This is a genomic window from Sphingomonas sp. CFBP 13733, assembly GCF_014841795.1.
Lineage (GTDB): Bacteria > Pseudomonadota > Alphaproteobacteria > Sphingomonadales > Sphingomonadaceae > Sphingomonas > Sphingomonas aerolata.
On the sequence record NZ_JACYUP010000010.1, the window covers coordinates 17,127 to 43,986 of the forward strand.

Consider the following 26,860-nt stretch of genomic DNA (forward strand, 5'->3'; position numbering starts at 1 on the left):
GATATGGTCGCCGCTTATGTCGCCGATCATGAGCACTTTCGGGAACATGCAGGGGAAGAGTTTCTATGACGGCCGACTATAATGCACCGACGGTCGATCGGGGCGACAGCGCTCCGATCGACATCTATGATGTACCGTCCGAGCTTGTCAGTATCTGCGCTGAGTGCGCGAAGCATCCCGAACTTAACGCGCTTGTCACGGGTGATCTGACCGTTGGTGCATGCGGGGCCTGCGGCTCGACGACCAAGCAGGTGTTCAACCCGAAGCGGTTTCGCGAGGCACGCGACCTCATTCGCGCACTGATCCGGCTGCACATTGATGAGGAATTCTATAATCCGCATTGGGGTGGCTCAGATGTGGATACAGTTCTTCTAGGGGAAGAGAACCCGATCCTGAATCATGGTGGGCCCGACACGCTGAATGACGAATTGATCCATCGGATCGTCTGGGATAACGATGACGGCACCGAAGGCCCGGGCATCTCGCTCCACGCGGGGCACGACGATCATTATGGGCGCGGGTTGCTGTTTGCGATCCGCAACACGGCCGACGCCCAGCTCGACGAGATTATCCGGCGCCTAAAAACAGAAAACTTCCATGCTCTGGAGGGAGCGATGGGCGATCTCATCGACGCCGTGTCGGGCGAGATCGAAGATGTCGTAGAGCCAGACCGATCATGGTTCAGATCGAGGATCGGCGTTGCAGAGGAGGCGGTCCATATCGGCGATCACCGGGTCCACCGTATCGCCGTGCCATACAAGGGTGAAGCCCTCGGAGCGTTGGCCCCGGCGAAAGCCAATGCCAACCGCATGAACCGTCAAGGCGTATCGGTGCTGTACGTCGCCTCCGAAATCGACACCGCACTGGCCGAGATCCGGCCCCATCCAGCTCAACTGCTCTCGATCGGCGGTTTCAAACCTTCGCACCAGCTGCGCGTCGCCAATTTCGATGTGCCGATCGCGGGCTTTGCCGCCAACGATGAGCGTTTGGCGACGTTTGCGGCCATCTACCATATCGACACTCTGCTAAGCACGCCGATCGTGCCGGAGGAACGTCATCGCTACGCCGTTACCCAGTTGCTTACCGACATTCTGATCCGGCGCGGCTTCGAGGGTGTGACGTATCGCAGCTCAGTCGGGCAGGGAAAAAACCTGTGCGCCTTCAACCCTGCGGACTTTGTCTATGACGACAGCACCGCAGCCGTTCGCCAAGTGACCAAGCTTACATATGAATTTGCCGACATTGCAATGGCCATCCAGGAAACGCGTCGGTCGTACATTGCGACAGAGCATTGATGGTGACCTGCGTCACGTCGCCAACGGGCAGGAATGCCAGCTCCTCGTCGGTTGACCGGGTCGCACGACTGTGATGGGTGCAGGCAAAGTGAATATGTAAGTTTACCTGGGGGGACGCTGATGGAAATAAAAGCGCCTGGTGCGGCCCCGACCGCGGGAGAGCTCGGGACGTTCGAGCAGGAAAGCGGAAACCCCGGTTACGTACCTATCAAGTTCAAGGCCGATGCAGCGCTGATCCGTGAGCTGGGCGAGCGTTTGGTTGGAGCCCCCCATATCGCGCTCGCCGAGTTGGTGAAGAACGCATACGACGCCGACGCGACAAAATGCATAATCGGACTTGGACCCACCCGAATCACCGTTTCCGACAACGGCCACGGTATGACCGAGGACGAGTTTTCATCACTGTGGATGACCATTGGGAGCACCCATAAGCGAACGCGCGGAGCAAGCCCGACATTCAGAAGGCCGGTGACCGGGTCGAAAGGTGTAGGGCGGTTAGCAGCTCAGTTCCTGGCTCATAAAATGCAACTTTTCACGGCTAGCGCCGCTGCCGTGCAGGCAGTGCATGCACTCGTGGATTGGGACGAGACAGCCACCGCGGCCGGCCTTACGGAGGCCATGGCGAGATACCGCAAGGAATCATCAGATCGCATTGTTTTTCCTGACAATAGCTTGACAGGAACCAAGGTTATTCTGGAGCGGCTAAATCAAACTTGGGACAAGGAGCAAGTTGCGGAACTCGGTCGCGAACTGTGGAAACTTAACTCGCCATTCCCTCGATTTGGAAATGTCTCGACTGGCCGCAGAGCCGACTCTTTTGAGATCATCTTTCAATCGACGCTTCCGGGATACGACAACGAGTTCGCAACGCAAATGCGCGCTGCACTCGACAACTGGGAGGCGGCTGTAGAAGGCGAGCTTTTCAGGGACGGAGATACATGTAAATCGATCGTCAAAATTCGGTTTTCCGACGGCGATACCTATCATGAGACATTCGATCATCCGCCTTTGATCGAGAACGCGTCCTGGCAGATACGTGTTTACCGGCTGGTTGGTCGGCAGGCCGGGGGAGTTTCTGTTTATGACGCCCGGGAATATTTCAAGAAGTTTGGGGTGATGCTCTTCGATAGCGGCTTCCGGTTGCCTTACTACGGCACCGAAAGCGACTGGCTGGAAATTGATCGAGACCACGCTCTCCGCAAGTCGCGGTCCAGCTTACTCCCGGCACGATTACAAGAAGATCGTGGTCTCAACGACTTACCCAATCAGCAGCGATTGATCGGTGTCGTCAACGTCGATACCGGACGGGAGCGACAGTCGACGGACCCGAAAGGCGCAGGCGGAGGTGACTACCTCCAAATTTTGGTTACCCGCGATCGCCTTGTAGCGAATGCGGCGTACGAGACATTGCAAGCAGCGGTTCGGCAATCCCTCGATTATTATGCCACTCGCAACCGTGCTCGTGAAGCGAAACGCGAACTATTCGACCGCCCGTCAGAGCCTGTCAGCGCGACTTTTCGCAGAGTCGAGCATCTTGTCGAGGAGATCGCCAATCGATTCCCCTTTGATGAAAGTGTCGGCGAGCTTCGACACGAATTCAAGTCATTGGATGTGGTCGTCGAGCAGCAGAAGCGATCCGACGACGCGGCTCGTGCTTTGCTGGGTCCTTTGGCAGCCGCAGGAATGGCGGCATTGGCGATGGAACACGAGAATAGAAGAGAAATCGGCGCAGCCCGCGAGCTGATCGAGAAACTTCGAACGGAGCTGACGGGCTACGGATTGCCAGATATTACGAATGCTATTGCTGAGCTGGAAGCTTGGATTGACCGACTAGAGGCATCACGAAAGGTTTTTTCGCCATTGTTGGAGCACGATGATCGCGAACGTGCTGCGCCCATGCGGTTGAAGGGTGTGGTGGCTGAAGTCAAAAGAAGCATACGTACGCTTCTGCCGAATGTCGCTATCGACATTGATATATCTGCAGACATCTACCTGCCGCCCGCCACACACGCCGAATGGCACGCCCTACTACAGAACGTCCTTACGAATGCCAGCAACGCGATGCTCGACGTAGCAAGCCCCCGGATCGGTATTACCGGCTCACGCCAAGGACGAAGGTGCCGACTGCATGTCAACGATATCGGTGTAGGCATTGAGTTAAAACGCCAGCAGGCGATGTTCGAACCGTTCGGGCGGCAGCGGCAGGTATCAGAAGAACGAGCGGCGTTGGGTCTCGGTGGAATGGGGCTGGGCTTAACGATTGTTCGTATGATTGCCGACCAACGCGGCAGTACCGCAAGGTTCGTAACGCCTGATACTGGCTGGAACACAACTTTCGAACTCGAATGGACAATGGACAATGACAACCATCCTGATCTGTGAGGACGAACAGGCGAATTCGGACCGATGGGTTCGAGGAATATCTGCGGCCGTCCCTACTACATTCCCGGCTCCCAGCCCACTCGTGGATCATCCTGGAGCATTCAAAGAGCTTTTCGCCCGTTTGCGTGCACTCCGAGAGGGCCGCAATCGTGAGGAGGAACACTGCGGATTCGACGGAAATGACGTTTTAGTTGTCGATTACGATCTCGTGATGTTCGGTGATGACAATGCGCGCCACACGGGCGAAGAACTAGCGCGCTTATGCCGAATCTTGGCCGATGTCGGTTATGTCGTTGTTATGAACCAGTACAATCGTAGCGCACATTTCGATCTTCGCCTGTCTGGCCATCCGAACAGCTACGCAGATATAAACGTAGCTGCTATAGCCGTCGATAAACCCGGCTTATGGAGAAGCGTCACCGTAGGAGAATTTAAACCCTGGTACTGGGATAGCATTTCCGATCTTATAAAAAGCAGGAAGACGCTATCTTTGAAATTAGGGGACAAGGGACTCGATTCCTCCGTTATAGAATTCATTGGAATGCCTGACGAGGTTTTGAACGCATTACCCGACGAAGTTTATGAGCATCTGAATCGAGACGGCAAAACATCTGACGATCTGGTCGCGACTACATTTCATCAGTTCCTGGGTCAGCAGATCGAGAGCAAGGATATCGCTCGACTGATTATGACGAAACCGGGACGTGCTGCCGCGCTCGCCGTGGCAAGAACGGCTAAATGGCTTTCGCGCATGGTATTGGGTCCACAGGATCTATTAGTCGATATACCACATTTACTTGAGCGCCTCCCCTTCTTGATGGACCCCGAATTCGGTGACCCAGCTGACCCTGCCGTGTGGCAGCGTGTCCCACTTGCCGGGTTAGAAGCTATCGTCGAACCGCTACGAAATGAATGCGCGTTCCTCGAATCTGAGCTTTGGCTTGGAAAGGCCAGTTTATGGTGGCCAAAATTGGACCGTCATGAGAGTATCCGCGAGCTACGATCCAAGGCGACGGTCAGATCGGTACCGAATATTGCCTTTGCCGAGGACCGTTCAATCTTTGTTCCGATACCGGAAGCGGAGGAATTTCGATCAGATTATCAAGGTCGCTATGGACGGCGGTGGGTGAAGCCTTTTGACGGTTTAGAATACGAGCCTCGACGCCGGCTACTTGAGATCTGACATGACGTGGCAGGGAAAACGAGCGGCACTTGGGGTCATTTATCATTGGCTGCATATCTACTTTCGCGAATGGGAGAAGGATAAGACGCGCAAAACCGAACGTGATCTAGACGCCGCCTTGGACGCCGCAGGCACGTTGCTGAGCCAGGCCGAAATAGAACAGCTTAGATCGCCACGGCCGCCCGATCGATTGGAGCATCCTCCCCACATGATGCGGATACGCCCTCCCAATGGGGAGGGTGGGGCAATCGCTGCGACGACGCTACTCTGGTACAGAGAAGCAAACAGGGAACATTGCCGAATAAATTACGGCGTATGGACGATGGTCGATCCCCCCGCAGGAACAAAACGTTCCGACGGCGGACGCTCGCGAATACCGATCTTCTGCGGTTACCGGTTTGAAACACCCGAAAGGGGGGCAAACCACGCCTATCACCATTCGCAACCCTGCCGTTCGTTCGGTGACAAAGATGCAGAGGATATACCAGAGGCATTTCAAACGTCGGTAAGATATCCCACTTGGCCACTTGCCGCAAAGGATGAGGTGCAGATGGCAATTTGCCTCGTTTTAGCGCTTTACGGCTTTATCGGATTTGAGGATTTACGCGAACATGCAGAGCGGGGTGCAAAAGAGCCCGCGGCATCGGTACTAAAGTCGGCGTTTGAGACCATCGAAGAGTTTCAGATCATCCGATAGTCCGGGATCGCCCAACTGAACCTAGCTGCTACCGACACAGCTCCGACGCTTGAAATTCGGGCTCGGGGCAGCCGTTTCGGCCTGTCCACAAGCGGAGCACGCTGTACATTTGGCAAATGTGTTGACATTTTTTGCATATTTTAAGAATGTCGAGCCTTCTAAGGGATCCGAAGTGAGAGACAAACGCTCCAAGTTCGTTCAGTTGGCTAATCGGCGCGTTGCCAAGGCGATCGACCAGATGCGTCTGATAGGTAATTTGTCGAACACGGCAGCCTACGAATTCACCGAAGAAGACGCTCAAAAAATAGTAACGGCACTTCAGAAGGCCACGGACGCGACCAAAGCGCGATTTTCCAAGACTGCTAGCATGTCGGAGCAGACGTTCAGTCTCGACTGAGCGCTACAGCATGGCCGACACTCTTTCACCGGAGCGCCGAAGCGCATTGATGGCGCGCGTCGGTCAGCGCAACACGAAACCAGAACTGGTGGTCCGCCGCCTCCTTCACGCCCGCGGATGGCGCTATCGCCTGCATCGGAAGGGACTCCCCGGAACGCCCGACATCGTATTTCCCGGCAGACAGGCGGTGCTCTTTGTCCATGGATGTTTCTGGCATGGCCACAATTGCAAACTATGCCGCCTGCCCAAGACCCGGACCGAGTTTTGGGCAGCGAAGCTGTCAGCGAACCGAGAGCGGGACGCAAGGAAAGTCCGCGAGTTGAATGAAGCCGGATGGCGTGTGATGACCATCTGGCAGTGCAGCCTTAAAGATCCGCAAAGTGTCCTCGACGCAACAGAGACATTTTTACAGGGTCAAGAGCGCGTTCTAGAGACGCGTCCAATCGACGATAAGCAGGGGATATAATGGCGAAGGGCGTGATCAAGCTGGAGGCGGTACCGTCGTCGAGCGAGTGGGTGTTCGAAAACAACCCTCCTATGGGCGGTGCCACAGGCGAAGCTTTCACAAATACCCTTGCTTCGTCCGGCATGGCACCGGCTTCGGTGCTGGCGCGTGAGGCCATTCAAAATAGCGTCGATGCACACGCGGACGGCGAACAGAAGGTTCGTGTCGAGTTTGTTGCCAAGGCGATCAAGGGCAAAGAGAAGGCTGCCTTTGTAGCTGCAGCCGGATTGAACGCTATCGGGTCACGGTCCGACAAGCTCGGCTTCAAGGAGCCGAACTGCATCTCCACCTTGGGTGATGGTAAGAAGGCTTTGAACCTTCTTTTCGTCAACGATCATAATACAACAGGCCTTGCCGGGGACCCGGAAGACTCGGATTCCAAATTCAGCCGCTTTTTGCTGTCCCTTGGTGATGGCGGCAAGGAACATAGCGAGCATGGTACTGGCGGCTCGTACGGCTTCGGTAAGTCGGTTTACAGCTCCAACTCCGCTATACTCACTATCTACGCCTACAGCAGGACGGTCGATGGAAGCGGCAAGGCGATGTCCCTGCTTTTTGGGTGCGGTTATTATCGCAAACACAAGCACGGCGATGGCGGATATACCGGTCGAGCTTGGTTCGGGCGAGATGTCACAGAAACTCACGCGCATGCTCACCAAATTGTGGCGCCTCTTCGTGACGGTGAGGCTGACGCCCTTGCGGAGAAGCTTGGTTTTGAAGCACGTGGTGACGACGATCTGGGGACATCCGTACTGATCGTCGACGCAGTCGTCGATACAGCGGGAATCTTGCTCGGTATCGAAGATTGGTGGTGGCCTCGGCTTCTCAGCAATCTTTTGGACATTCGGGTAGTGGACGCCGCGGGCGACATTTCATTTCCGCGACCACGGAAGCGTGAGGATCTGAAACCGTTCCTCGAGGCATTCGAGACGGCCACCGGCAAATCGCCGGCAGACGGCAAGCGTACGTTCAAAAAGCCGTTCAACAAATTCGAAGGTCTGAGCATCGGCAATCTGGGCTTCGTCGTCTTGGACCGAGACGAGAAGGATCAAGCCTTGGTTCCGGAGGAGCGGATCGACGCCGTGGCGCTCATTCGGAGCCCCTTGATGGTTGTCGCCTACCACCGCCAATGGACGGTAGGTACGCCTGCGATGGCCGGCGCCTTCTTCGGCGCAGACGACATCGACGACATCCTTCGTGCGGCTGAACCTCCAGCTCATGATCGATGGGATCGCGATGCCCGCCGCCTGCAAGACCAGTCCGGTCGAAAGCGCGAAATCGTTGTCAAAGTGCTGAACGGCATTCGCCGATCGTTGAAACAGTGTCAGGGGTCGGCGTCCCCACCTCCGCCGCCACGGCCGAAGAGACTTTCTGTTCTCGAAAGAACCTTGGCGAATTTTTTGACGCCATCGAAGAAGGGGCCGCAGCCAAACCCTGAGCCTTCGACCGCGCCGATCCATTTGACTTACGATCAAGAGCCTCGCGCAGAAGCGAGCGGCACGGAACTGCGCCTGAAAGCGTCTTTCAACGTCAAACTGAAAGCCGACGAGAACGCAGACAGCCTGATGGCTCGAGTTCGGGTAACATGCCCTGTGATTGAAGACGGGACCACGGGCGATCCGATCGTCGTCAACCTGACATCCGATGTCTCGATGACGGACGATACTGACCGGCCAGGTTGGAAGGTATTCGAGCTGACCCAATCGAAACCTGCGCGGTTCGACTGCGAGACGGACCTTTACGATGCCCTTTGGACGGTACGCTTTGTGCCGGAAGTCGAACCAGTGGAGGCCAGCCAATGACTATCGCATGGCACCGTACCGAGCCTAGAGATGTTCGTCCGTTTTTCGAGACAGCCAAGGCAGAGAATGCGTTGGACGATTCAGGCATCCGCCTTTTCGCGAACGACGACACACTTTTCGATACGTCGTTCGATCTGGACGAGATCGATTTTCAGAAGCTCGAACCGATCGTGTACATCAACATGGTCGCCCCAGAAATCTGGATGCCGGAAGGTTTGGCCAGCGGAGATCTGGAGCTCGTACTAATTGCGAGGCACGCTTTTTTGAAGCGTTCCGAGGTCGTGGCTCGTCATAGCCTTTCTGCCACGATACCGGCAGAAATCGTACTTGAACCCGACCTTTTGGAAAGGCTTGGCGGAGGGCGTAACCTTCAAATCACGCTTGCTCTATGCCTGGCGACAGATCGTGATCCTGTTCCCGGTACCCCCTTCGTTCCGGGTCATTGGCTTGCTCGTAAGGCGTTTCTACTTCGCTCGCGAACGATGCCCGCGCTTTTCGACCTTCAAACCCGGACAGACGAAGCCTGGAAAGCAGCCGGCTTTCCCGCAAAGACATTTTTTGCAGTCGATTATGCCGGCGGGATCGCTGGCGAAATGGAAGATGGAAGCTCTGTCGCGACCGTTTACGTGCATATCGACGCGCACAATAAGATGATCAATTCTCCTGTCGGTGATGCACTACAGCCAATGCTGGCGGCGGAGATAATATTGACTATCATGTTGATGAGCTTCGCTGATTGGAAAGATCTGGATAGCATCGACCCCGCTAGTCCACTTGCGACGTTGGCAAAACAGCTCGGAAACGACTCCCCACTAGGGCTAGAAGATTTGAAAAAACTCGGGAACGACACGGCTAAGCTGCGCGCGCTGCTTCAAGACCGGCTGTCGGTGGTCCGAGCGATATAACAGGACAACGCAAATGCCCTACCCGATTTTGAGCAAGGCAGAAGCTCGGCCATACCTTGTCGCGGTCGATGCGACCGGCAAATCATCGCTGCCGACTGCACGTTCTGCGGACGATGGTCCCGATGAAGATTGGGACACTATCGGCGAGGAAGTGGCTGCCAAACTGCTCGCACTTCTCGACCAATATCCAGTCAAATCAAAGCCCGACGGAGGCGTCTACGAAGCGGTAGCAGCGCCAGAAATCCATAAATTGCTTCCGCTCCACCCGGCGTTGGCGAACGCAGAATTCTGGATCTGGCTAGCGGTCACTCACTGCGAGGAAGTAATCGACCGCCGCTATCAGGGGAAGAGAAACCCTCAGAATTTCGGGATCGGGGGAGCGGGGGAGAACCTACTTTATCGACTTTGGCTTCGTGCGGAGATCGCGTTCGACAGTACCGCGAAGGACAAATATGCCTTGGCACGGTTCGGAGATATCGACTTTTGGCGAAGCCACGTGTTCCGTCAGGGATATGGAGACGTTCGAATTTTTGCGCGCGCGCTGCTGGAATTCCAGTTTCCTGCAAAAACGAAACGCAAACCAAGGTTGAAGATCGACGAAATTCGAGATCTGGCGAAACAGCTCAAGAGGGCTCGATCCAACCTGATGTTTGAGGTAATGACCGAAGCCCGAGCCGGGCAGTTCATCGAATCCGAGTGGGATCGGCTCGCCCAAAGCAGTCAGTGAGATTTGAATTTGCAACAGTCGTTCCAACGGGTCGGACACAGGATCACACGCAAGGTTCGCCTCGACGAAGTGATACATGAAACCGCGGTCGCAGACGTCGCCGACCCGGAGCTGACCGATGAAGCAGCGTTTTGGCAATCCGTATTGAGGGGTAGCAAAGCCGAAGAACGGCAAGATTCACGTCCCCTGAAGGTAGTCGACGCATTTTGTGGGTCCGGCGGTCTTGGGCTAGGCGTGGTTCTCGCCGCGGAGGCGGTAGGTCGAAGGGTCGATTTTGCTGCCATTGTCGATACCGACGCCACGGCTGTCCACATTCATCGGCACAATCTGGGTGCTCGGAAACACCTCGCGACGAGCGTAGCGTCGCTCGTCGACTTTCACGTTGTAGACACTGGGGGCGCCGCCACTTTCGGTTACGACCCTGAGATTGTGCATACCGATCTGCGCAGGCTCGGGACTGTCGACATGTTCATCGCTGGCCCCCCATGCCAAGGTCATTCCAATCTCAACAACCATACGAGGCGGCAGGATCCGCGAAACGATCTATACGTAACCGCCGTAGCGCTCGGAGTAGCGCTCGGCTCGGAGATGATTCTGCTTGAGAACGTTCCGACCGTTCAGAACTCCCACTCGGACGTCGTCGCGACTGCGGTTGGCCTGCTGAAATCGTCTGGGTACGGCGTATCGATGGCGATTTTGAAAGCCGACGAACTTGGAGCTGCACAGCGGCGTTCACGACACTTCCTACTGGCGGTGAAGGGACGGCAACTGGATCCGGATTACCTATCCAAATCGAGCAAACGGCTGTTTGCGCCCGCGATGCCGCTGTCATGGGCTATCGGCGATTTGTTGGATCGCGATGCGCCGGGTTTGCTGGATACGTCACCGTCGCTGACGCCCGTAAATCTAGCACGCATCGATTATCTGTTCGATCACGATCTATACGATCTGCCGGACGATCAGCGTCCCGACTGTCATAAGAACGGTACGACTTATACAGCTGTGTATGGTCGACTTCACTGGAACAGGCCGTCTCCGACCATTACTACCGGCTTCGGAACACCAGGTCAGGGCCGATACGTACATTCGTTGAAGCGCCGGGTAATCACGCCCAGAGAAGCATCACGGATCCAAGGCTTCCCGGACTGGTTCGATTTTGCGCCGGATGACCTCCCTTTAAAGCGTAAAAATCTCGCGAAGTGGATCGGAGATGCGGTCCATCCGATCTTGGGATACACTGCGGCTTTATCCGCGCTGGCAGCAGTTCAAGAAGTCAGCCGAATTCAGCTCAAGAATGCGGCGTAACTGCTTGAAATTGGTTCGTACGCGCTCGTGATCTTACCCGGCCGGCAATCATCTCTGGTCTAGATGTCGGCCGGCTGCCAAGAGTTCAGCCGGCAGCGTGAGCAGAGCCTTCCTTTTTCAGCATGACGTCCTTGAGCGTATTGCCTGCGATCCCCCCGGCTGTGGATCGGCGTCCAAAGCGGGACCCCGGTAGATCTTTGCCAAGCTATTGATCGTGCGTCGAATCCTTACCGAGGCAGGGGGTTCCAATCGGCGCCGATCGGGACCCCTTCATAGCGATATTTCTCAAAGCTTTATAGATGGTTGTCTCCCTCAGAGCGGGGTCTCGATTTGGGCGCCGATCCACAGACCGGAATAAAAGTTGAGTCTTCTTAGAAGGCAGTCATAGTGAGCGCGTTAAACTGTCAAACTAGCGGACAATCTGCAGAGTTGGCGGTGGCAGTGAAGGTGAATGAGCGTCCGAAGCTGGGGAGGGGGCAAAGCGCGGCAAGCGGCCGAATGTGGGTCTGACATGATGTCCGTAGCCATCGGGCGGTAGTGTCGTCGAAAGCACAAAGTGCGAGGGCGATGGACGTTTAATTTCGGTCACCGGCAGTTGCGTCAGTCGCGATCCACTGGACGGCCGATGCCAGCGGCCACAATCGCATCGCGGACGCGCCGAAAGAAGCTCGCCGGTAGGTAGCCATAACTGATGGCGGGTTCGCGCGCCGGGATCGTTCGGATGTCGTAGCCCGGCCAAGCAAACCGGTTCCACTCAGTAATCATGACCCACGACCGATCGCCCGACAGGCCGAGATCACGCCGCACCGCTTCGGGCACTTCGATCGCCAACTGATCGCGGGTAGGGGCCTGGGTAGTCAGCGGCACGACGTGCACCTGATCAATCCCATCCCTGAGACGGGTAACGAGAACGACGGCGACGGGCCGGTCCTTTATACCTTCATCGCGACCTTTAACGTACTCATATTCCCACAGGTAGCTGTAGTTGAGGACTTCACCCGGTTGCGGCAGCGTTGAGCCTTTTTTCGGCGGCTTCGGACCCGCGCCCTGGCTCGACGGCACGGATGGCTTCGAGGGTTTCGTCATCAATATCCTCCACACGCCCGGCGACCCGTTCGCGACGGCGCAGGCGTTCATATTCATCGACAGGAACCATGACGAAGCGCACACGCCCGTTGCGGCTGACCCCGACCGGGCGGATCATCGCCTCATCGGAGTAGCGGCCGAACTGCTTTTGTAGCTCGCCCGATGGGACGACTTCCATGCTCTTCGCCATATGCGGCGCTCCTTCCTCGGGTGCTTGACCTGTTACCATCGCCTGTCCGGGAACAGCCTATCGTCCGCCACATCATCCAGCCCTTGCTCGGGCCGTTCGTATCCGTGGGGTGGTTCTCAATCCTGCCGGGGCTCTCTTTTTGAATCCGTTACTTCCCGAAAGCTCACTTGGAACGATCCCAGCTTAAAAGGCTGGAATACCTTGCAGGTAGCCAAAATAGGCATAACCGTCAAGATACGGAAAACGGGGAGAAGTGGTAGAAATCTATGATTACGGTAAATCATGAAATTGTGGAAACAATAGACAAGCCGGCAAATCATTCTAGCGATAAAATGCATTCCCGCTATAAACAGGCTGGCCTCAAATCGAACGTTCGCGTACCCGTCAGGTGCCGCAAAACGTGGCAACCGACGTATTTTGATGATCGAGCGCACCGACGTGTCACACGATGCCGAAAATGACATGAGCCTGGTCGGCGACCTCGTCGTGGCCGATCAAGTCAGCGCGCTCGCCGCATACCTACCCGATCTCGCACCGGATGATCGCGAGCGGGTCGATGGCTATGTCGCTCGTGCGTCGGCGGAAGCGACGTTGCGTGCCTACCAATCCGACTGGCGGCTCTTTTGCGCCTGGTGTGAGGAGAGCGGCTATTGCTCGTTGCCCGCGACGCCGGCGATCGTTGCTGCATTCCTGACCTTGCTCGCCGAGCGCGGGTTCGCCCCACGGACGCCGCATCGGGCGCGGGGAGGGCGCGAGGCGTTGGCCAAGCCGTTAGGGCGTTCGACGATCGGTCGACGGCTCTCGGCAATCGTCTTTGCGCACCGCGCCGCAGGGTTCGACCCGCCGACGCAACAGCCAGACGGCGCGCGGCTGGAAAAAGCCATGCGTGCCATCCGGCGCGACAAGCGCGATGATCCGTCAGGTAAGAAGCGCCCTGCGGATGGTGACGTGTTGCGTGACATGCTGCGGACGATCGATGGCGAGGGTCTCCGGTCGTATCGTGATCGGGCCCTGTTGGCGATCGGGATGGCGGGCGCGTTTCGTCGCTCCGAGCTAGTAGCGATTACCGTCGGTCGGGTGTCGGACGATACGCGCGGGTTGCTGGTCCGCGTTCCAACGTCGAAGACCGACCAGGAGGGCAGGGGGCATAGTGTCGCCATCCCCGATGGTCGGCGCCTCGAGCCCGTCCGGCATTATCGCGCCTGGCTTGAGAAAGCCGCGATCGACAGCGGTCCGGTGTTTCGCAAGCTGACGCCGCAAGGGCGACTCACCGAGCAGCCGATGAGCGCGCAGGGTGTGGCGCTTGTCGTGAAAGCCGCTGCCCGATCCGCGGGCTATCCGGAGGCCTTATTCTCCGGCCACTCGCTGCGGGCTGGGTTCCTGACCGAGGCGGGGCGGCAAAATGCCAATCTGTTCAAGATGCGTGAGCATAGCCGGCATGCCTCGATCGACATGGTCGCCGATTACGTGCGCGATCATGAGCGCTTCCGCGAACATGCCGGCGAGGGGTTTTTGTGAGTGCCTCAGCCCTGTGAGCGGCGCGCGGGGGCGATGACCGACGGCGTCTTCGTGCTTTCCACGACGTCACCAAAGACCCTTGGTGTCGCATATTGTTTAGGGTCGCCCCCCGAGTACGACGTCTTCACGTATAGACTTCAGGTGACGCTGAAGTTCGTTCATCACCTCTATGGCAGTTTCGTCAAGTGATGATGATAATCGAGGCGACGTAAGGGCTGCGCTAAGTCTATCAGAGAGAAGGTAGATATCAGCTGGTAAACCCGAGAACGATTGTAGTCGCGCGATACGCCGTTCCGACCCGCGGATCACCGTTTGAAACCGCATATAGTGTTTGTAATAGATATGATCGGCTTGCTCGATGTTAAACGCGCTCAGCACCTCGGCCGTCGCGTCACCAGCATCATCCAGAATTTCAAGGACATGGTTTGTTATGGACCGGCGCCGCTCGACCTCGGCCGTCGCCAGACTCAACTCCGATTTCCGAGCACGAGCATGTGCGCCGCGCAGCAGCGTAAGCGCCATTACAAGCACACCCAAGTTTGCAAAGGCCGAAATCCACTCCGGGAGGCTCCCCAAATTCATCGCTACGCTCTCTTTTTACCGAGCCGCTTCATAGCGGGCATCGGCAACTAGCATAGCGCCACGCCCCGGAAGGTCGTGTCGTCGACTATAATCTTGGCTACCCCAGGACCGACGATGGTATTGACCTTGCCGAGCGCCGTTTCGATGGCATCGCCAGGAAAATGAATATCGACGACATGTGAATTCGGCACTGGCTGGTCGTCTGCGTCGATAACCATCGGCAAGGGCGTAAGCTTTACCCGATAGATGGCCGACTCCGTCTGATTACGTGCGGTCACAAGCTGATGTTCCGTTTCGCCATCTCGGCAGACGCCATTTCCTTCAACGGCGTTACCGTATCGCTTGAGAATATATCCGCCAGATCGAGGAGGTCCTCGTCCTTAAGTGCAGCAACCGCCGCCTCGATCTCAGCGAGACGATCGACAGCGCGGCAACCTACGGCAGCACGCCGCTTGATCCGTGATTTGAGCATCCACAATCGATAGCAGGGTCGACGCAGGATTGGCAGGGAGATCAGCCGTCTCGATCAAGCGGCTTGGGATCGGACCTCCAGACGCAGCCGACCCGACTATGGCTGTGGGATGGCATCCTTCTGTGCAGGCGCTTCGGTCGCTGGCGGCCTATTCATGCTCTCGACCTGCGCTGTCGTTTTAAAGTCCAGGAGCTCGACCTGAAACACAAGATCGGAATTGGCGGGGATCGGGCCTGACGCTTGCGACCCATAGCCCATCGCCGCAGGAATACAGAACCGCGCGACGCCAGTCTTGGCTAACATCTGCAATCCTTGAGAAAAGCCTGGGATCACTCCGTTGACCGGCAATGGCGACCGCATCCCCTGATCGAACACTGCCCCAGTCGTTGCCAGATAGCCAATGTAGTTCACCAGCGAGACATCGCCTTGGGTGGGCTTCGCTCCAGATCCAGGTCGCAGCATCGTATATCCGAGCCCGGTAGGCGTGCGTGCCGAACACAGACGCTGCCCCTTTGGTACTATGGGGGTCAGAGGTAGTGCGATGATGGCACTGCTTGCCTTAACCGGCGCAGGTACTGAAGCGCGCGACTTCACTTTGTGAAGCGTCGCCCCGCTGACTGGTAACGGTGCCGCCAGCAACGGCAGGACAACGGCGTTAACGAGACGGTGCAAGGCACGTGGGGATAAGCTCATTTCCGGGGCTATATCCAGGCCACGGACGACGCGCCACCGGTTCGATCCCGGCGTTGTCGCCGGAAAATTGGCGGGCGATAAAGCCGGGAACGGGTTAACAGGACCGAGACCCCTCTTGAGGTGCACTCAATCCAATTCGTCAGAGCCGGTAACGGGAGAGATCGCCGAAGGGCACCGGGTGATGTCCGCCGGTCCGCAACCGAGCGGTTTCCTGGATCGTTTCGTATGATGAAGGAGAGCGACGATGGTGACTACCCCGCAAGACGAAGAACCCGGTCTTGAAACCGACGTCAACGAACTTTCGGACAGCAACAACGCGCTGGAAGATACCCTTGAAGATAAGCCAATCGCTGACAAACAAAAGCCAGACGATCTTGAGCAAGCACAGAAGGAAGGAGCGGAGGAGCGAGAAGAGGGCGGCTTGTACTGAAGCGGCATGTGGTCGAAGTGAGCCCGGAGCGTAATCCGCTCTGGGCCAATGACCCACTTAAATTGTAAACGTGCTTTGGCGCTAAAGCGCTACATCTGAAGTCGTCAGCAGGATCGGTGGCTCACCACCTAGGCGTTTCACAAATTCGCGCTGGGCGATGCGATGAATGTCGCTTTCAAACTCGATGAAAACCTCGACCGCGGTTTCCGGGTCAATCCCTTCCAACTCCGGGTTCAGCATTTCAGCCAACGCTTCGCTCGTTATCAGAAACTCAACGGGGCCAAAGTCGGTTGTGCCGGTGAAGCCGATGCTATCACGCTCGGCCACCCAATATCCGTCACCGCGCTCGAACCGGACGCTGGATTTCGCCATAGTAATTACTCCTCTTCGGTTGGAGTCGGTGGCAGGTGCTCAGCGAGCGCTGCGATGGCTTCGCCCGTGAACGTCGTACTGGAAGCCCCTTCGATCTGAACGGCATGATCCGTGGTCAAGGTTGCCGCTTCTTTGTGGTCAGGAACCAGCCTGACCCAATCCCGCACGGCTCGCTCGAGGTTCGTCACTTCGGCGATATCGGTGTCACCGCGGGGCACGTTTTCCAATGACGCGCTCATGCGCCAGTTAATGTCCGGGGTCTTGGCGCTTTCGCCCCATGTCGCTTCTGTCATTGTCAGTCACCTTACAGGGTTCAACGGCTAGAATAGCACAGGCGATCGGGCATGGTCCGCGTCCGCCCATGCCGTGCCCTCAACGCGCATCAGCTGCGATGGGTAGGGCGCGACCAAGTCCTTCAGTTCGTCCCAGGGCGCTGTCAGCCAACGATCGTAATCGTCGTCGTGCAGGATGACCGGCATGGCCTTGGGGTGGATGGGCGCCACAACAGCGTTCGGTTCAGTCGTGAGAAAGCCATAGGCATTGCCGCGCTCGGTCGGGCGCCAGATGCCTGCAAACGCAAAGACTGGGCGGCTGGGCACGTCAAACCAGTGCAGCGGCTTCTTGCCGTCTTCGCCGGGCGCCAACCCATATTCCGAGAAGGCGGTGACCGGAACGAGACAGCGTCGCGCCGGGGTCGTCAGCATCGATCGCCAGAAGCTGGAATTCAGGTTTCGCACGTTCGTCACGTACTTCGTAAGCTTAACCGAAGGGTCGCGGGCACTGGGCACCTGCGTCGGCACGCCCCATTCCATCCGCTCGAGCTTCCGCTCCACGCCGTCCTGCACGATCACCTTGCCGTAGAATGGGGTCTTCTTGCCCGTCGGGAAGATGTCACCGACGGGGTATTCCTCGTCCTTTTCATAAGGAGGCCGGATACCGAAGGTGACCGCGAGGTCGACCTCTTTTGCCGTCATACGATACCGGTTGCACACGAAGCCTATCTTTCAGGTTGGCGCCGACAAGATTACTCGTCGGCGCACACGTCTTACATCTTGTCCTTCAGCCCCTTGGCGGCCGTGAACGCAACTTTCTTCGAGGCCGCGATCTTGATTGCTTCACCGGTCGCGGGGTTGCGACCGTCGCGCTCTGGACGGTCCTTGACGGTGAACTTGCCGAAACCCGGAATCGAAACCTCCTCGCCCTTCACGGCTGCTGCCGCGATCTGGTCGAATACGGCGGTGATCGCCTTCTTTGCATCGGCTTCGTTCGATCCGGTCGCTTCCGCGACGCCCTTGGCCAGGTCACTTACGTTCATTTTATTCGTTCTCCGTTGGAAACACCGGCGGGACCTTAGCCATGGCGAATGACGAGACAAAGACCGTACTAGACGACTCGAGCGTCGCGGCTGTGCGGCTGATGCTCGATAAGCTTGCCGATCACGATGTCGCCGAAGTCTATGAGGCCACCTCAGGGCAGGGGCCGATCGCCGACCTTACAGCCGAAGCGATGCGGGCCCGCAACATCGATCTCTAGCGGCTGGCGATGCGTTCGCGCGTGACGCGAGGATCCTCGTAGAGGTCGCGGATGGCTCGGAGCCGAAAGACATTCCACCAGCGCTGCCAGCGATGCTCGGCTGCATCGTGGATCATGTGGCAGCGCTGACATAACGCCTTGAGGTTCGAAGACGCGCTGTTGCCTGGATCGTGATCGAGGTGCGCGCAGGCCAGGACGACATAGGTCACCCGGATCGACGCCAGCACGAACCCCGCTTTCATGGAAATACGCTTGCCGTGGTCCGACCGCCAGCACCGGACATCCGCATCCCACCAACGTCCGTCGCCGAGATGGACCACACGGCGCAGATGTGGTCGGCCGCATCCCTCGCATTTGGCACCGGCGCGGTCGAACCGAACCGTCTGCGACAGCTGCCGCCAGTCGATCGGGTAGAGCCAGCGGTTCTCAGGGCGGATCGGCATGACGATTTTATGAGTCACCTAACGGGCAAACGAAAGCGAATAATTCGCCGTTTGTTGCCGCTTCGTATTTTTTCGTTCCCCTCCGTACGCCGAGGGGAAAGGCCGGTCATCAGCCCGGATCGGGACGATCAAAGCGCTTGCAATGTAGGACTTGGTAACGGAACATAGAGGGAACGAATAGAGTCTTAGACCATGATGTCCCCCGCCCCCGAGTCCCTTGCGACCAGCCTTGCCCACCTGCGGACGATCGCCACGCCGGTCACCGACTACCGTGTGCTGCCGTTCGGCGTAGCTGCGATCGACAGCAGACTTGGGGCTGGGGGCTTGCGTGCCGGCGCGCTTCACGAGGCGACGGCGCGTAGCGGATCATTGGTGGATGATGCCGCAACCACACTGTTCCTTGCTGGCATTGCGGCGCGCGAAGCGGCCAATGCCAGCGGTCCTGTCTTGTGGGCCACGTGCCGCACCGACCTCTACGCGCCGGCTTTGGCTCAGGCAGGCCTTTCCTCGTCAGATGTCATCTATGCTCAGCCCTATGATGACGCGGCGTTGCTCGCCGTAATCGAGGACGCGGTTCGCGACGGGACGCCATCGGCGATCATCGCAGAAGCGAGCAAGGTGTCGATGGTTGCAACCCGCCGCCTGCAGCTGGTGGCGGCGGAAGCCGACATTCCGGTGTTGTTGCTGCGTCGCCGACGTGGCCGTGACCAGGATCCTTTCTGCGAACCATCCGCTGCGTGGACGCGCTGGCGGATCGGCTCCGCGCCTTCGGCGCGGCTGGAGGTCGCGGGTGTAGGGCGAGCGAGATGGTTGGTCGAGCTGGCGCGGCAACGCGGCGGTGAGGGGTTTTCCCTGATAGTGGAGGGCAGCGATGAGACGGGTCGTCTCGCTGTTCCTGCCGAACTTAGCCATCGAGCGGCTGAGACGGTTGGAACGGCCCGCTACGTGGCCGCCTGAGCGGCCCGCCCTGCAACTGCCGGTCGACGACGACCCGGGTGCCTGTTCGGTACCGCGGGGCGGCGGTTGGCGCCCCGGTGCCCGCTGGGCGCGAACCAGTGCCCAGTCGCGCGAAGAGGTCGAGGCGCAGATCGCGTCGCTCCCCGTCCACGCGCAACCGCCAATGCGGGAGCTCGGCAGGCGATCGGAAGCGGCAAGCCAACCGTACAAGGGGCAGGCGCCTGCATTGCGGCTCGCCACGCCAGTTATGACCCCTGTCCAGCACGCGCCGCTCGCTCTCGTTGGCAAGGTCGGCCGGCGCGAAGAGGTAGTCGCTGCCTGCACCGGCGCGCAGGCGCTCGGCATCCATCCCGGTATGGCCGCCACCCACGCCCGCGCGCTGGTGTCCGGTCTAGACTTCCGTCCGGTCGAGCCGGAAGCCGATGCTGCGCTACTCGATCGCCTTGCGCTGCTCGCAGTAAGGCGCTGGTCGCCGATCGCGGCTGTCACACCGGCTGATGGTCTTTGGATTGATCTTGCTGGCTGTGACCACCTCCACGGCGGAGAAGAGCGGTTCTGCCGTCGTCTGCTCGCCTTCTGCCGTCGTGCAGGCTTCACCGCGCGCGTCGCGGTCGCCGATACGCCGGGGGCCGCCCATGCGCTGGCCCGTTTTGGCAAAGCCGATCTTACTCGCATAGAGCCGCACGGTACGGTCGAGGCGCTCAGCCCATTGCCGATCGCCGCGTTGCGCCTGACGCCAACGGCGTTGACCGCCGCGCGCAAATTCGGTTTCGAGCGGATCGCGGATCTCCTGCCGGTCGCGCGAGGACCCCTTGCGCGCCGTCTCGGACTGCCGACGATCACACGCCTCGATCAGGCCCTCGGCGGTGTCGCAGAGCCAATCACCCCACGAGAGGACATCGAGGTCCCGGCGGTCGAACGCCGGCTACTGGAGCCGATCAGCACGGCTGAGGCGATCGAACAGGTCATGGGTGACCTCTTGGGCGATCTTGTCGTGCTGCTGCAGGCAAAAGGGGTTGGCGCACGCTCGCTCCGCCTGACGGGAATGCGCGTCGATGGCACCGAGCAAATTGTCGCGGTCGGTACATCCCGACCGACACGGGAGGTGTCTCACCTCCTGCGGCTGCTGAAGCTGCGGATCGAGCGCATCGATCCCGGCATGGGGCTCGAGCAGTTTCAAATGGTGGCGCCGCACACAGAGCCGCTCGACGCGGTTGATCTCGGCGCCGTCCTCGCCGGCGAGACGCTGGTGCGCGACCCCGCACGCCTGGTCGACCTGATCGCAGGCAGAATCGGGATGCACTCGGTCTTCCGCATCGCTCCCGTCGAAAGCCATGTCCCGGAGCGCGCCGCGGTCAAATCCGATCCCAACGAGCTGCCGGGAACATGGCCGGAGTGGAAGCGGCCGATCCGCCTCTTCGCGCATCCAGAGCCACTGCATCGCGTGATCGCCCTGATGCCCGACCAACCTCCGCGTCGCTTCGAGTGGCGCGGCACGACGTACAGGGTGGTTGGCGGCGACGGTCCCGAACGCGTTCATGGCGAATGGTGGCGGCGTGATGCGGAGGTGTGGGCGGTCCGCGACTATTACCGCGTCGAGGACGAGACTGGCGGTCGCTACTGGGTATTCCGTCGTGGCGACGGTTTTGAGGACGACACCGGCGACCTGTCCTGGTGGATGCACGGGGTCTTCGGATGACCCACTATGTCGAGCTTCAGGTGCTGACGCACTTCTCGCTCCTGCGCGGGGCGTCCAGTCCGGACGAGCTGTTCGCGGCCGCTGCCGTGCTTGGCTACCCGGCGATCGGGGTCAGCGACATCGGCACGGTCGCTGGCGTCGTGCGCGCATGGGAGGCGCAGAAAGCCACTGGCGTCCGCTCGATTGCGGGCACGCGCATCGATCTATCGTGTGGCCGTCGCCTGCTGCTTTACCCAACGGATCGCCCGGCCTGGTCGCGGATCACCCGATTGCTGACCGTCGGAAAGAAGCGGGCGGGCAAGGGCGGTTGCCTGCTGCACTGGCACGATCTGGAACCATGGTCTGAAGGCGTCGTCGCAATTCTGCTTCCGCATGAGGCGGACGAAGAGAACCTTGCTGCGCTGAAGGATCTGAAGGCCATCTATGGGCGTCGGGGCTACATGGCGCTGTTCCAACGGCGCCGGCCAGGGGACGCGGTCCGCATCGATGCGCTGGCGCGACAGGCTGGCGGAGCGGCAGTGCGCGCGGTTGTGACTGGCGACGTGCTCTACCATGCTCCTGAAGCGCGGCTGCTGCAGGACGTGGTGACCGCGGTGCGCGAGAAATGCACCGTCGACGAGCTTGGCTATCGCCGCGAGGTGAACGCCGATCGCGCGCTGAAATCTCCCGATGAGATGGTCAGGCGCTTCCGCGCTTATCCCGACGCACTGCAGGCGAGTGTCGACATTGCGCGGATCTGCACCTTCAATCTTGGCGAGCTTCAGTATCAATACCCGCATGAGAAGCTGATCGATGGTTTGACGGCCCAGGAAGCGCTCCAGAAGCTGGCCACAGAAGCGGTCGAGCGCATGTTCGATGACGACGTGCCGCAGGCCTATACCGACCAGATAACGCACGAAATGCGGCTGATTGGCGAGCTCGGCTACGCGCCATACTTTCTGACCGTCTACGCGATCGTGCGGGAAGCACGCCGGCGCGGGATCCTGTGTCAGGGGCGAGGCTCCGCCGCCAACTCGTGCGTCTGTTTCGTGCTTGGCGTGACCTCGATCGATCCGATCAAGCATGAGCTGCTGTTCGAAAGGTTTGTGTCAGGGGAGCGCCGCGAGCCACCCGACATCGACGTCGACTTCGAGCATGAGCGCCGCGAAGAGATCATTCAGTGGATCTACGAAACCTACGGTCGCAACCACTCCGCGCTGACGGCCGTCGTGACGCGCTACCGCGCGCGGGGTGCGGTGCGGGACGTTGGCAAGGTGCTTGGTCTGCCGGAGGATCTTACCTCGTCATTGGCGGGGCTTGTCTGGGGCTGGTCGGCCGACGGCGTAGGCGAGAAGCAAGTCGAGGAGCTCAACCTCGACATTGGCGATCGCCGGCTCCGCCTTACGCTTGAGCTTGCCCGAAAATTGATCGGTGTGCCGCGGCACATGTCCCAGCACCCGGGCGGGTTTGTTCTGACCCATGATCGTCTTGATGACCTGGTGCCGATCGAGCCAGCCGCGATGGAAGACCGGCAGATTATCGAATGGGACAAGGACGACATCGATGCGCTGAAATTCATGAAGGTCGACGTTCTCGGCCTGGGCATGCTCGGCTGCATGAACCGCGCCTTCAACATGCTCGAGGCGGACAAGGGGCTACGCGTCGGGCTGGCGGACCTGCAGGACGACGACCCGGACGTCTACGCCATGATTTCGAAGGCGGACACGCTTGGGACCTTCCAAATCGAAAGCCGCGCGCAGATGTCGATGCTGCCACGGATGAAACCACGGCGCTTCTACGACCTCGTGATCCAGGTAGCGATCGTCCGGCCAGGACCGATCCAAGGCGACATGGTCCATCCGTACCTTCGCCGACGCGAGGGACTCGAGAAGCCGGAATATCCCCGGCCAGAGCTGCGCGCGGTGCTCGAGAAGACGCTTGGTGTTCCTCTTTTCCAGGAACAAGCGATGAAGGTCGCCATCGTCGGTGCGGGCTTTACCGCGGCCGAGGCGGACCAGCTGCGCCGCGCCATGGCGACGTTCAAGTTCACCGGAGGTGTCTCGCACTTCAGCGAGAAGCTGATCGAGGGCATGGTCGAACGCGGCTACCCGCGGGAGTTCGCCGAGCGGACGTTCCGCCAGCTCGAGGGCTTCGGCAGCTACGGCTTCCCCGAAAGCCACGCGGCTTCATTCGCCAAGATCTCCTACGCGTCATCGTGGATGAAGCATCATCACCCCGACGTGTTCTGCGCCGCGCTGATGAACGCGCAGCCGATGGGCTTTTACGCGCCGGCGCAAATCGTGCGCGATGCGCGCGACCACGGCGTCGAGGTGCAGCCGCCATGTGTCAACGCCAGCCGCTGGGACTGCACGCTGGAGAAGACAGGCGGGCGCTACCTTGCCGTGCGGCTCGGCCTTCGCCAAATCCGCGGCCTGTCGAACGCTGATGGCGCGAAGATCGTTGGCGCGCGTACGATCACACCCTTCGAGAGCGTCGAGGACGTCTGGCGACGGTCTGGCGTGCAGCGCGCCGCGATCGAAAAGCTGGCTGACGGCGATGCCTTCCACGGCTTCAGCGTCGATCGTCGGCAAGGACTTTGGAAGGTAAGGGGGCTCGGTGAGGCTCCGCTACCGCTTTTCGCGGCAGCTGATCGATCGGCCGAAACCTTCAGCGCGGAAGGCCTCGAGCCAGACGTCGCACTGCGGCCGCTGACCGACGGCCGAGAGGTGATCGAAGATTACCGGGCGCTGCAGCTCTCGCTTCGCGCGCATCCGCTGAAGTTCGTGCGCGACGAGTTGACTAGGCGCGGCGTCACCAAATGCGCCGATCTCGCCAACATTCGGGATGGCCGATACGTCGAGGTCGCCGGCATTGTCCTGGTCCGTCAGAAGCCCGGCTCCGCCAAGGGCGTGCTGTTCATCACGATCGAGGACGAAACGGGCATCGCCAACGGCATCCTCTGGCCCGACCGTTTCGAGGCACAACGCCGGACGATTATGTCGGCGTCGATGGTCGGCATGAAGGGGCAGGTTCAAAAGGAAGGCGAGATCATCCATGTGATCTGCAGCCGGATCGTCGACCATGGCGACCTCCTCCACCGCGTTGGTGACATGTCGTTTCCGCACCGGACCGGGCGTAGCGATGCCGTGCAACATCCGGGCTCGCCCGATCGTGGCGACAAAGGATGGAATCCTGAACCACGCAACCAATACTGGCCACCCCACGCGGACGGTATGGATCCGGAGGAGGTCGTGCGGTTCAAGTCGCATGACTTCCATTGATCGGTGTCGAATTTGCCGAGGCATCAGCGTGTCGTGATCGCGCTGTCCGTGCATATTTTGCGCACCGGCGTCACCCGCTGCTCTGACGTCCGCGTTGATGTGCCGGAGATCCGCCTCGCTCTTCGTTGCCTGCTGCCGCATTGCCCCGAGAAATGGCCGCTTACCTTGTTCTGGGACGCGGCCGCACAGGACAATGAGATTGGTCGTGCCCAAGGCGTCACAGCCGCGTTTAACGGGATCGTTCGCCAGCTCCGTCGGGCCGGCTGCTACGAGGAAATCACGCCGCCGTGACCGGCGCTATGAACCAGGCGAAGCACGAGGGGCGGGCGGTACACAGAACGGCTCCAGTTTTTCGCTAACGATAGGCAATGACGGAAAACCTCCAAAATCGGGTTTCCGACTAGTGAGACAAAGCGACAGGGTTTGTCGCGCACCCTGGCCCTCGATTATTGGCTGCGTCCAGCACTTCAGGGGTGCCATCGAAAATCATGTGTTTTGCGACGCAGATGCTACCGATGACCTAATGTTTGCGCGCTATTAAACCTCCACGAACTCTTTCCCCCTTGCTTGGCACGGTACATGGTTTGATCGGCAGTCAGCAATGTGGCTGTGAAATCGGTCCCTGTTGCCGCCCCCAAGCTACAGGTTGCCGACACGTCGGTTGATTGAAGCGCCGCCATGATAGCGCGGTGGATCTTACCGCTTTTTCTCTCGGCAGAAGCTTGGTCACGAACTGCGAGACAGAAGGCGAATTCGTCTCCCCCCAGACGTGCTGTGATGTCGTAGGGGCGAACTGCGGAGCCAAGCGCTGTCGCTACAACGCGTAAAACCTCATCACCGGCCGCATGGCCGTGTTGGTCGTTTACTGACTTAAAGTCGTCGACGTCGATTACGCCACACAAAAGGATCCGATCATCACGCGCACTGGCTAACTCCAGGCGAGCGCATTCGACCCGAAAGGATCGTCGATTACCGAGGCCGGTGAGGGGATCGATGCTTGCTGTCGCACGTTCCCGATCGAAGGTTCGCCGGAACGCGCTTACGAACAGAATGATGAAGAGTACCGCGACGGATCTCGCACCTGCATTCCAGATAGCGGTTGCAGTCGGAACGGTTGACGCCTGGGCGGAGAGGCCGTCTCCAAAGCCATTGAGATACAGGGTTACAGCCACCCCCATCAGACCCGACAGTAACCCTGCGATCCGGCCGAGACACCATACGGTAAAGCACAGTGGCAGCAGATAGACCGTATTCAGCGAAAAGTGCGGTCCGGTGGATCCGTCCAGGACGAACACGATTACCCAAATTATCGACAGTCCGACGGCAGCTACCGAACGGTTCAAGTCGGCCGACTTGCGGAGCGCGAGCTCCAATGGGGTCAACTGCGATTGAAGACTTCTCGAAGTCGAGGATATTGTTCGGCGCATTTCCCGTCCCCAACTCGCATGGTCACGGACGCCTTTACATGGCCCGTGATCATATATACTAGCACGGTGATGCAGCTCCGGCGATCTCGTTAACTGCGGTGCGGAACGAGGGGGCTAGCCACCGGGCACATGGAAACGAGCAGACGGCCGCTACCCGTTCGCTTTGTGACTCGGGCCAATCCTTCTTGAGCAACGATGCGATCACCGTTCCATGTTGATCGTGAAAGCGCCGCTGAACTAGGCGTTTAGTCCCAGCATCTGGTGGATCGGATCGACGATGAACTTATCTGGGTCTGACGTCCAGACTTTAGCGGTGTATTCGTAAGGCGTAAGGCCACTGAGCGTCTTCGCCGGCGCCCGAAATAAAAGGCCGCCATGAAGTCGGCGAGGTGCACCCGCAACTGCTCGTGGCTCTCGTAGTGAAAGCGTTTGACGGTCGCTTCCTTAATCGTGCGGATCACCCGCGTGACCTGACCGTTGGTCCAAGGATGGTTCGGCTTGGTAAGCCGGTGCTCAATGTCATTGGCTTAGCAGATCACGTGAAAGCGCATTTGGCGCGACCAGGCGGTGTCGCGGTTGCGTGGTTGCTCGGCGAACTAGATGCCCCTTCGACTTCTTTCAGGATAGGATTGTCGGTCAGGATCGTGTGAATGCGGTAGGGCGGCTTTCAGCAGGTGTTCCAGGAACTCTCACGCTGTCCGTTGATCAGGCTTGTCGACGTGTTGAGTGACCGCGAACTTGCTGGTGCGGTCGATGCCGACGAACAGGCAGAGCCCTCTGACGACCGCAGGAGAGCCTTGCCCTCGGCGGTCTGCACCTCAGCGATATCCGCGTGGAAGAAACCGATAGGGTAGCTAAACTGCTCCCCAGAGCCTCCGCAGAATGGCTAAGTTGATCCCAACACGGACTGAGACGGCACCCGCCTGAGGCTTCACGCGCACCCAGTTGTTTCAAAACACGGGCTTGCCCGCTGCCGACCCTGCCTCTCTAACAGAATCGG

At 59.1% G+C, this 26,860-nt stretch carries 29 protein-coding genes and 1 pseudogene; 17 read left to right on the forward strand and 13 right to left on the reverse strand.

Translation table 11 applies throughout. The features are described 5' to 3' along the window. The first annotated feature begins 65 nt into the window (after positions 1-65). The 10 genes from IFT71_RS19330 to IFT71_RS19375 all read left to right on the forward strand — a co-directional run bounded on the left by IFT71_RS19330 (position 66) and on the right by IFT71_RS19375 (position 11,198). The gene (locus IFT71_RS19330; protein ID WP_192143004.1) at positions 66-1,295 is read left to right on the forward strand and encodes an RES domain-containing protein; all 1,230 of its coding nucleotides are present in this window, start codon (positions 66-68) and stop codon (positions 1,293-1,295) included. Positions 1,296-1,415: 120 nt separating this feature from the next. Continuing rightward, on the forward strand, positions 1,416-3,677 hold the full coding sequence (locus tag IFT71_RS19335) for an ATP-binding protein (protein ID WP_192143006.1): 2,262 nt from the start codon (positions 1,416-1,418) through the stop codon (positions 3,675-3,677). Further along, positions 3,655-4,860, forward strand: coding sequence for a hypothetical protein (locus IFT71_RS19340; protein ID WP_192143008.1), 1,206 nt, complete (start codon positions 3,655-3,657; stop codon positions 4,858-4,860). Before IFT71_RS19335 ends, IFT71_RS19340 begins: the two co-directional genes overlap by 23 nt. 1 nt (position 4,861) lies before the next feature. Further along, positions 4,862-5,557 carry a hypothetical protein gene (locus IFT71_RS19345; protein ID WP_192143010.1) on the forward strand — a complete coding sequence of 232 codons (696 nt, stop codon included), beginning with the start codon at positions 4,862-4,864 and terminating at the stop codon, positions 5,555-5,557. A 172-nt stretch (positions 5,558-5,729) separates the two neighbouring features. Continuing rightward, positions 5,730-5,954 carry a hypothetical protein gene (locus tag IFT71_RS19350; RefSeq protein WP_192143012.1) on the forward strand — a complete coding sequence of 75 codons (225 nt, stop codon included), beginning with the start codon at positions 5,730-5,732 and terminating at the stop codon, positions 5,952-5,954. Positions 5,955-5,964: 10 nt separating this feature from the next. After that, on the forward strand, positions 5,965-6,420 hold the full coding sequence (locus tag IFT71_RS19355; RefSeq protein WP_192143014.1) for a very short patch repair endonuclease: 456 nt from the start codon (positions 5,965-5,967) through the stop codon (positions 6,418-6,420). Between the two features lie 11 nt (positions 6,421-6,431). After that, positions 6,432-8,261, forward strand: a complete 1,830-nt coding sequence (locus tag IFT71_RS19360) for a hypothetical protein (RefSeq protein WP_206757468.1) — start codon at positions 6,432-6,434, stop codon at positions 8,259-8,261. Continuing rightward, a complete protein-coding gene (locus tag IFT71_RS19365) occupies positions 8,258-9,166 on the forward strand; it encodes a hypothetical protein (protein ID WP_192143018.1) in 909 nt (302 codons plus the stop codon). The genes IFT71_RS19360 and IFT71_RS19365 overlap by 4 nt, the downstream gene beginning before the upstream one ends. 13 nt (positions 9,167-9,179) lie before the next feature. Beyond that, positions 9,180-9,893, forward strand: coding sequence for a DUF6339 family protein (locus tag IFT71_RS19370; RefSeq protein ID WP_192143020.1), 714 nt, complete (start codon positions 9,180-9,182; stop codon positions 9,891-9,893). A 9-nt stretch (positions 9,894-9,902) separates the two neighbouring features. Next, a complete protein-coding gene (locus tag IFT71_RS19375; protein WP_192143022.1) occupies positions 9,903-11,198 on the forward strand; it encodes a DNA cytosine methyltransferase in 1,296 nt (431 codons plus the stop codon). A 600-nt stretch (positions 11,199-11,798) separates the two neighbouring features. On the opposite strand, the gene IFT71_RS19380 is transcribed toward IFT71_RS19375, so the two are convergent. After that, positions 11,799-12,284 (reverse strand): type II toxin-antitoxin system PemK/MazF family toxin, encoded by a 486-nt coding sequence (locus IFT71_RS19380; protein ID WP_244655065.1) that lies wholly within the window; start codon positions 12,282-12,284, stop codon positions 11,799-11,801. Further along, complete coding sequence (locus IFT71_RS19385) at positions 12,193-12,474, reverse strand: type II toxin-antitoxin system Phd/YefM family antitoxin (protein ID WP_192143024.1); 282 nt, start codon at positions 12,472-12,474, stop codon at positions 12,193-12,195. The genes IFT71_RS19380 and IFT71_RS19385 overlap by 92 nt, the downstream gene beginning before the upstream one ends. 420 nt (positions 12,475-12,894) lie before the next feature. Between IFT71_RS19385 and IFT71_RS19390 the strand changes: the two genes are divergently transcribed. After that, the gene (locus IFT71_RS19390; RefSeq protein WP_192143026.1) at positions 12,895-13,992 is read left to right on the forward strand and encodes a site-specific integrase; all 1,098 of its coding nucleotides are present in this window, start codon (positions 12,895-12,897) and stop codon (positions 13,990-13,992) included. 96 nt (positions 13,993-14,088) lie between these two features. Here IFT71_RS19390 and IFT71_RS19395 read toward each other — a convergent pair whose 3' ends face one another. From IFT71_RS19395 to IFT71_RS19410, 4 genes are all read right to left on the reverse strand, one after another. Further along, positions 14,089-14,574, reverse strand: a complete 486-nt coding sequence (locus IFT71_RS19395) for a hypothetical protein (protein ID WP_192143028.1) — start codon at positions 14,572-14,574, stop codon at positions 14,089-14,091. A gap of 47 nt (positions 14,575-14,621) precedes the next feature. Beyond that, complete coding sequence (locus IFT71_RS19400) at positions 14,622-14,852, reverse strand: hypothetical protein (protein ID WP_152555351.1); 231 nt, start codon at positions 14,850-14,852, stop codon at positions 14,622-14,624. Beyond that, positions 14,849-15,046, reverse strand: coding sequence for a hypothetical protein (locus IFT71_RS19405; RefSeq protein ID WP_192143030.1), 198 nt, complete (start codon positions 15,044-15,046; stop codon positions 14,849-14,851). The genes IFT71_RS19400 and IFT71_RS19405 overlap by 4 nt, the downstream gene beginning before the upstream one ends. Before the next feature lie 96 nt (positions 15,047-15,142). Then, a complete protein-coding gene (locus IFT71_RS19410) occupies positions 15,143-15,508 on the reverse strand; it encodes an FKBP-type peptidyl-prolyl cis-trans isomerase (protein ID WP_192143032.1) in 366 nt (121 codons plus the stop codon). Positions 15,509-15,983: 475 nt separating this feature from the next. Between IFT71_RS19410 and IFT71_RS19415 the strand changes: the two genes are divergently transcribed. Next, the gene (locus IFT71_RS19415) at positions 15,984-16,169 is read left to right on the forward strand and encodes a hypothetical protein (RefSeq protein WP_192143034.1); all 186 of its coding nucleotides are present in this window, start codon (positions 15,984-15,986) and stop codon (positions 16,167-16,169) included. Positions 16,170-16,250: 81 nt separating this feature from the next. On the opposite strand, the gene IFT71_RS19420 is transcribed toward IFT71_RS19415, so the two are convergent. From IFT71_RS19420 to IFT71_RS19435, 4 genes are read right to left on the reverse strand one after another with little or no spacing between them, the layout of a single operon-like run. Beyond that, positions 16,251-16,541, reverse strand: coding sequence for a DUF1488 family protein (locus tag IFT71_RS19420; RefSeq protein WP_031439177.1), 291 nt, complete (start codon positions 16,539-16,541; stop codon positions 16,251-16,253). A gap of 5 nt (positions 16,542-16,546) precedes the next feature. Beyond that, entirely contained in the window at positions 16,547-16,834 is a 288-nt protein-coding gene (locus IFT71_RS19425; protein ID WP_192143036.1) for a hypothetical protein, read from the reverse strand. Between the two features lie 27 nt (positions 16,835-16,861). Further along, complete coding sequence (locus IFT71_RS19430) at positions 16,862-17,533, reverse strand: SOS response-associated peptidase (RefSeq protein WP_320466669.1); 672 nt, start codon at positions 17,531-17,533, stop codon at positions 16,862-16,864. 53 nt (positions 17,534-17,586) lie between these two features. Next, a complete protein-coding gene (locus tag IFT71_RS19435) occupies positions 17,587-17,856 on the reverse strand; it encodes an HU family DNA-binding protein (protein WP_192143038.1) in 270 nt (89 codons plus the stop codon). Positions 17,857-17,897: 41 nt separating this feature from the next. Between IFT71_RS19435 and IFT71_RS19440 the strand changes: the two genes are divergently transcribed. Continuing rightward, entirely contained in the window at positions 17,898-18,074 is a 177-nt protein-coding gene (locus tag IFT71_RS19440; protein WP_160172587.1) for a hypothetical protein, read from the forward strand. Here IFT71_RS19440 and IFT71_RS19445 read toward each other — a convergent pair. Beyond that, positions 18,071-18,517 carry a hypothetical protein gene (locus IFT71_RS19445; RefSeq protein ID WP_031439173.1) on the reverse strand — a complete coding sequence of 149 codons (447 nt, stop codon included), beginning with the start codon at positions 18,515-18,517 and terminating at the stop codon, positions 18,071-18,073. The two genes, IFT71_RS19440 and IFT71_RS19445, sit on opposite strands and share 4 nt — an antisense overlap. 195 nt (positions 18,518-18,712) lie before the next feature. Here IFT71_RS19445 and IFT71_RS19450 point away from each other — a divergent pair, with 195 nt between their 5' ends. Genes IFT71_RS19450 through IFT71_RS19465 form a run of 4 tightly spaced genes read left to right on the forward strand, consistent with a single transcriptional unit; the run spans position 18,713 to position 24,724 of the window. Continuing rightward, positions 18,713-19,474 carry an ImuA family protein gene (locus tag IFT71_RS19450; RefSeq protein WP_192143070.1) on the forward strand — a complete coding sequence of 254 codons (762 nt, stop codon included), beginning with the start codon at positions 18,713-18,715 and terminating at the stop codon, positions 19,472-19,474. Beyond that, a complete protein-coding gene (locus IFT71_RS19455) occupies positions 19,389-21,173 on the forward strand; it encodes a DNA polymerase Y family protein (protein ID WP_244655066.1) in 1,785 nt (594 codons plus the stop codon). The genes IFT71_RS19450 and IFT71_RS19455 overlap by 86 nt, the downstream gene beginning before the upstream one ends. Then, positions 21,170-24,433, forward strand: coding sequence for an error-prone DNA polymerase (locus IFT71_RS19460; protein WP_192143042.1), 3,264 nt, complete (start codon positions 21,170-21,172; stop codon positions 24,431-24,433). The genes IFT71_RS19455 and IFT71_RS19460 overlap by 4 nt, the downstream gene beginning before the upstream one ends. A 33-nt stretch (positions 24,434-24,466) precedes the next feature. Further along, positions 24,467-24,724 (forward strand): hypothetical protein, encoded by a 258-nt coding sequence (locus IFT71_RS19465; protein WP_342212702.1) that lies wholly within the window; start codon positions 24,467-24,469, stop codon positions 24,722-24,724. 218 nt (positions 24,725-24,942) lie between these two features. On the opposite strand, the gene IFT71_RS19470 is transcribed toward IFT71_RS19465, so the two are convergent. Continuing rightward, positions 24,943-25,776, reverse strand: coding sequence for a GGDEF domain-containing protein (locus IFT71_RS19470; protein WP_206757469.1), 834 nt, complete (start codon positions 25,774-25,776; stop codon positions 24,943-24,945). Positions 25,777-26,097: 321 nt separating this feature from the next. Beyond that, positions 26,098-26,713: pseudogene (locus IFT71_RS19475) on the reverse strand (integrase core domain-containing protein); the annotation flags it as partial. Positions 26,714-26,860 lie beyond the last annotated feature (147 nt).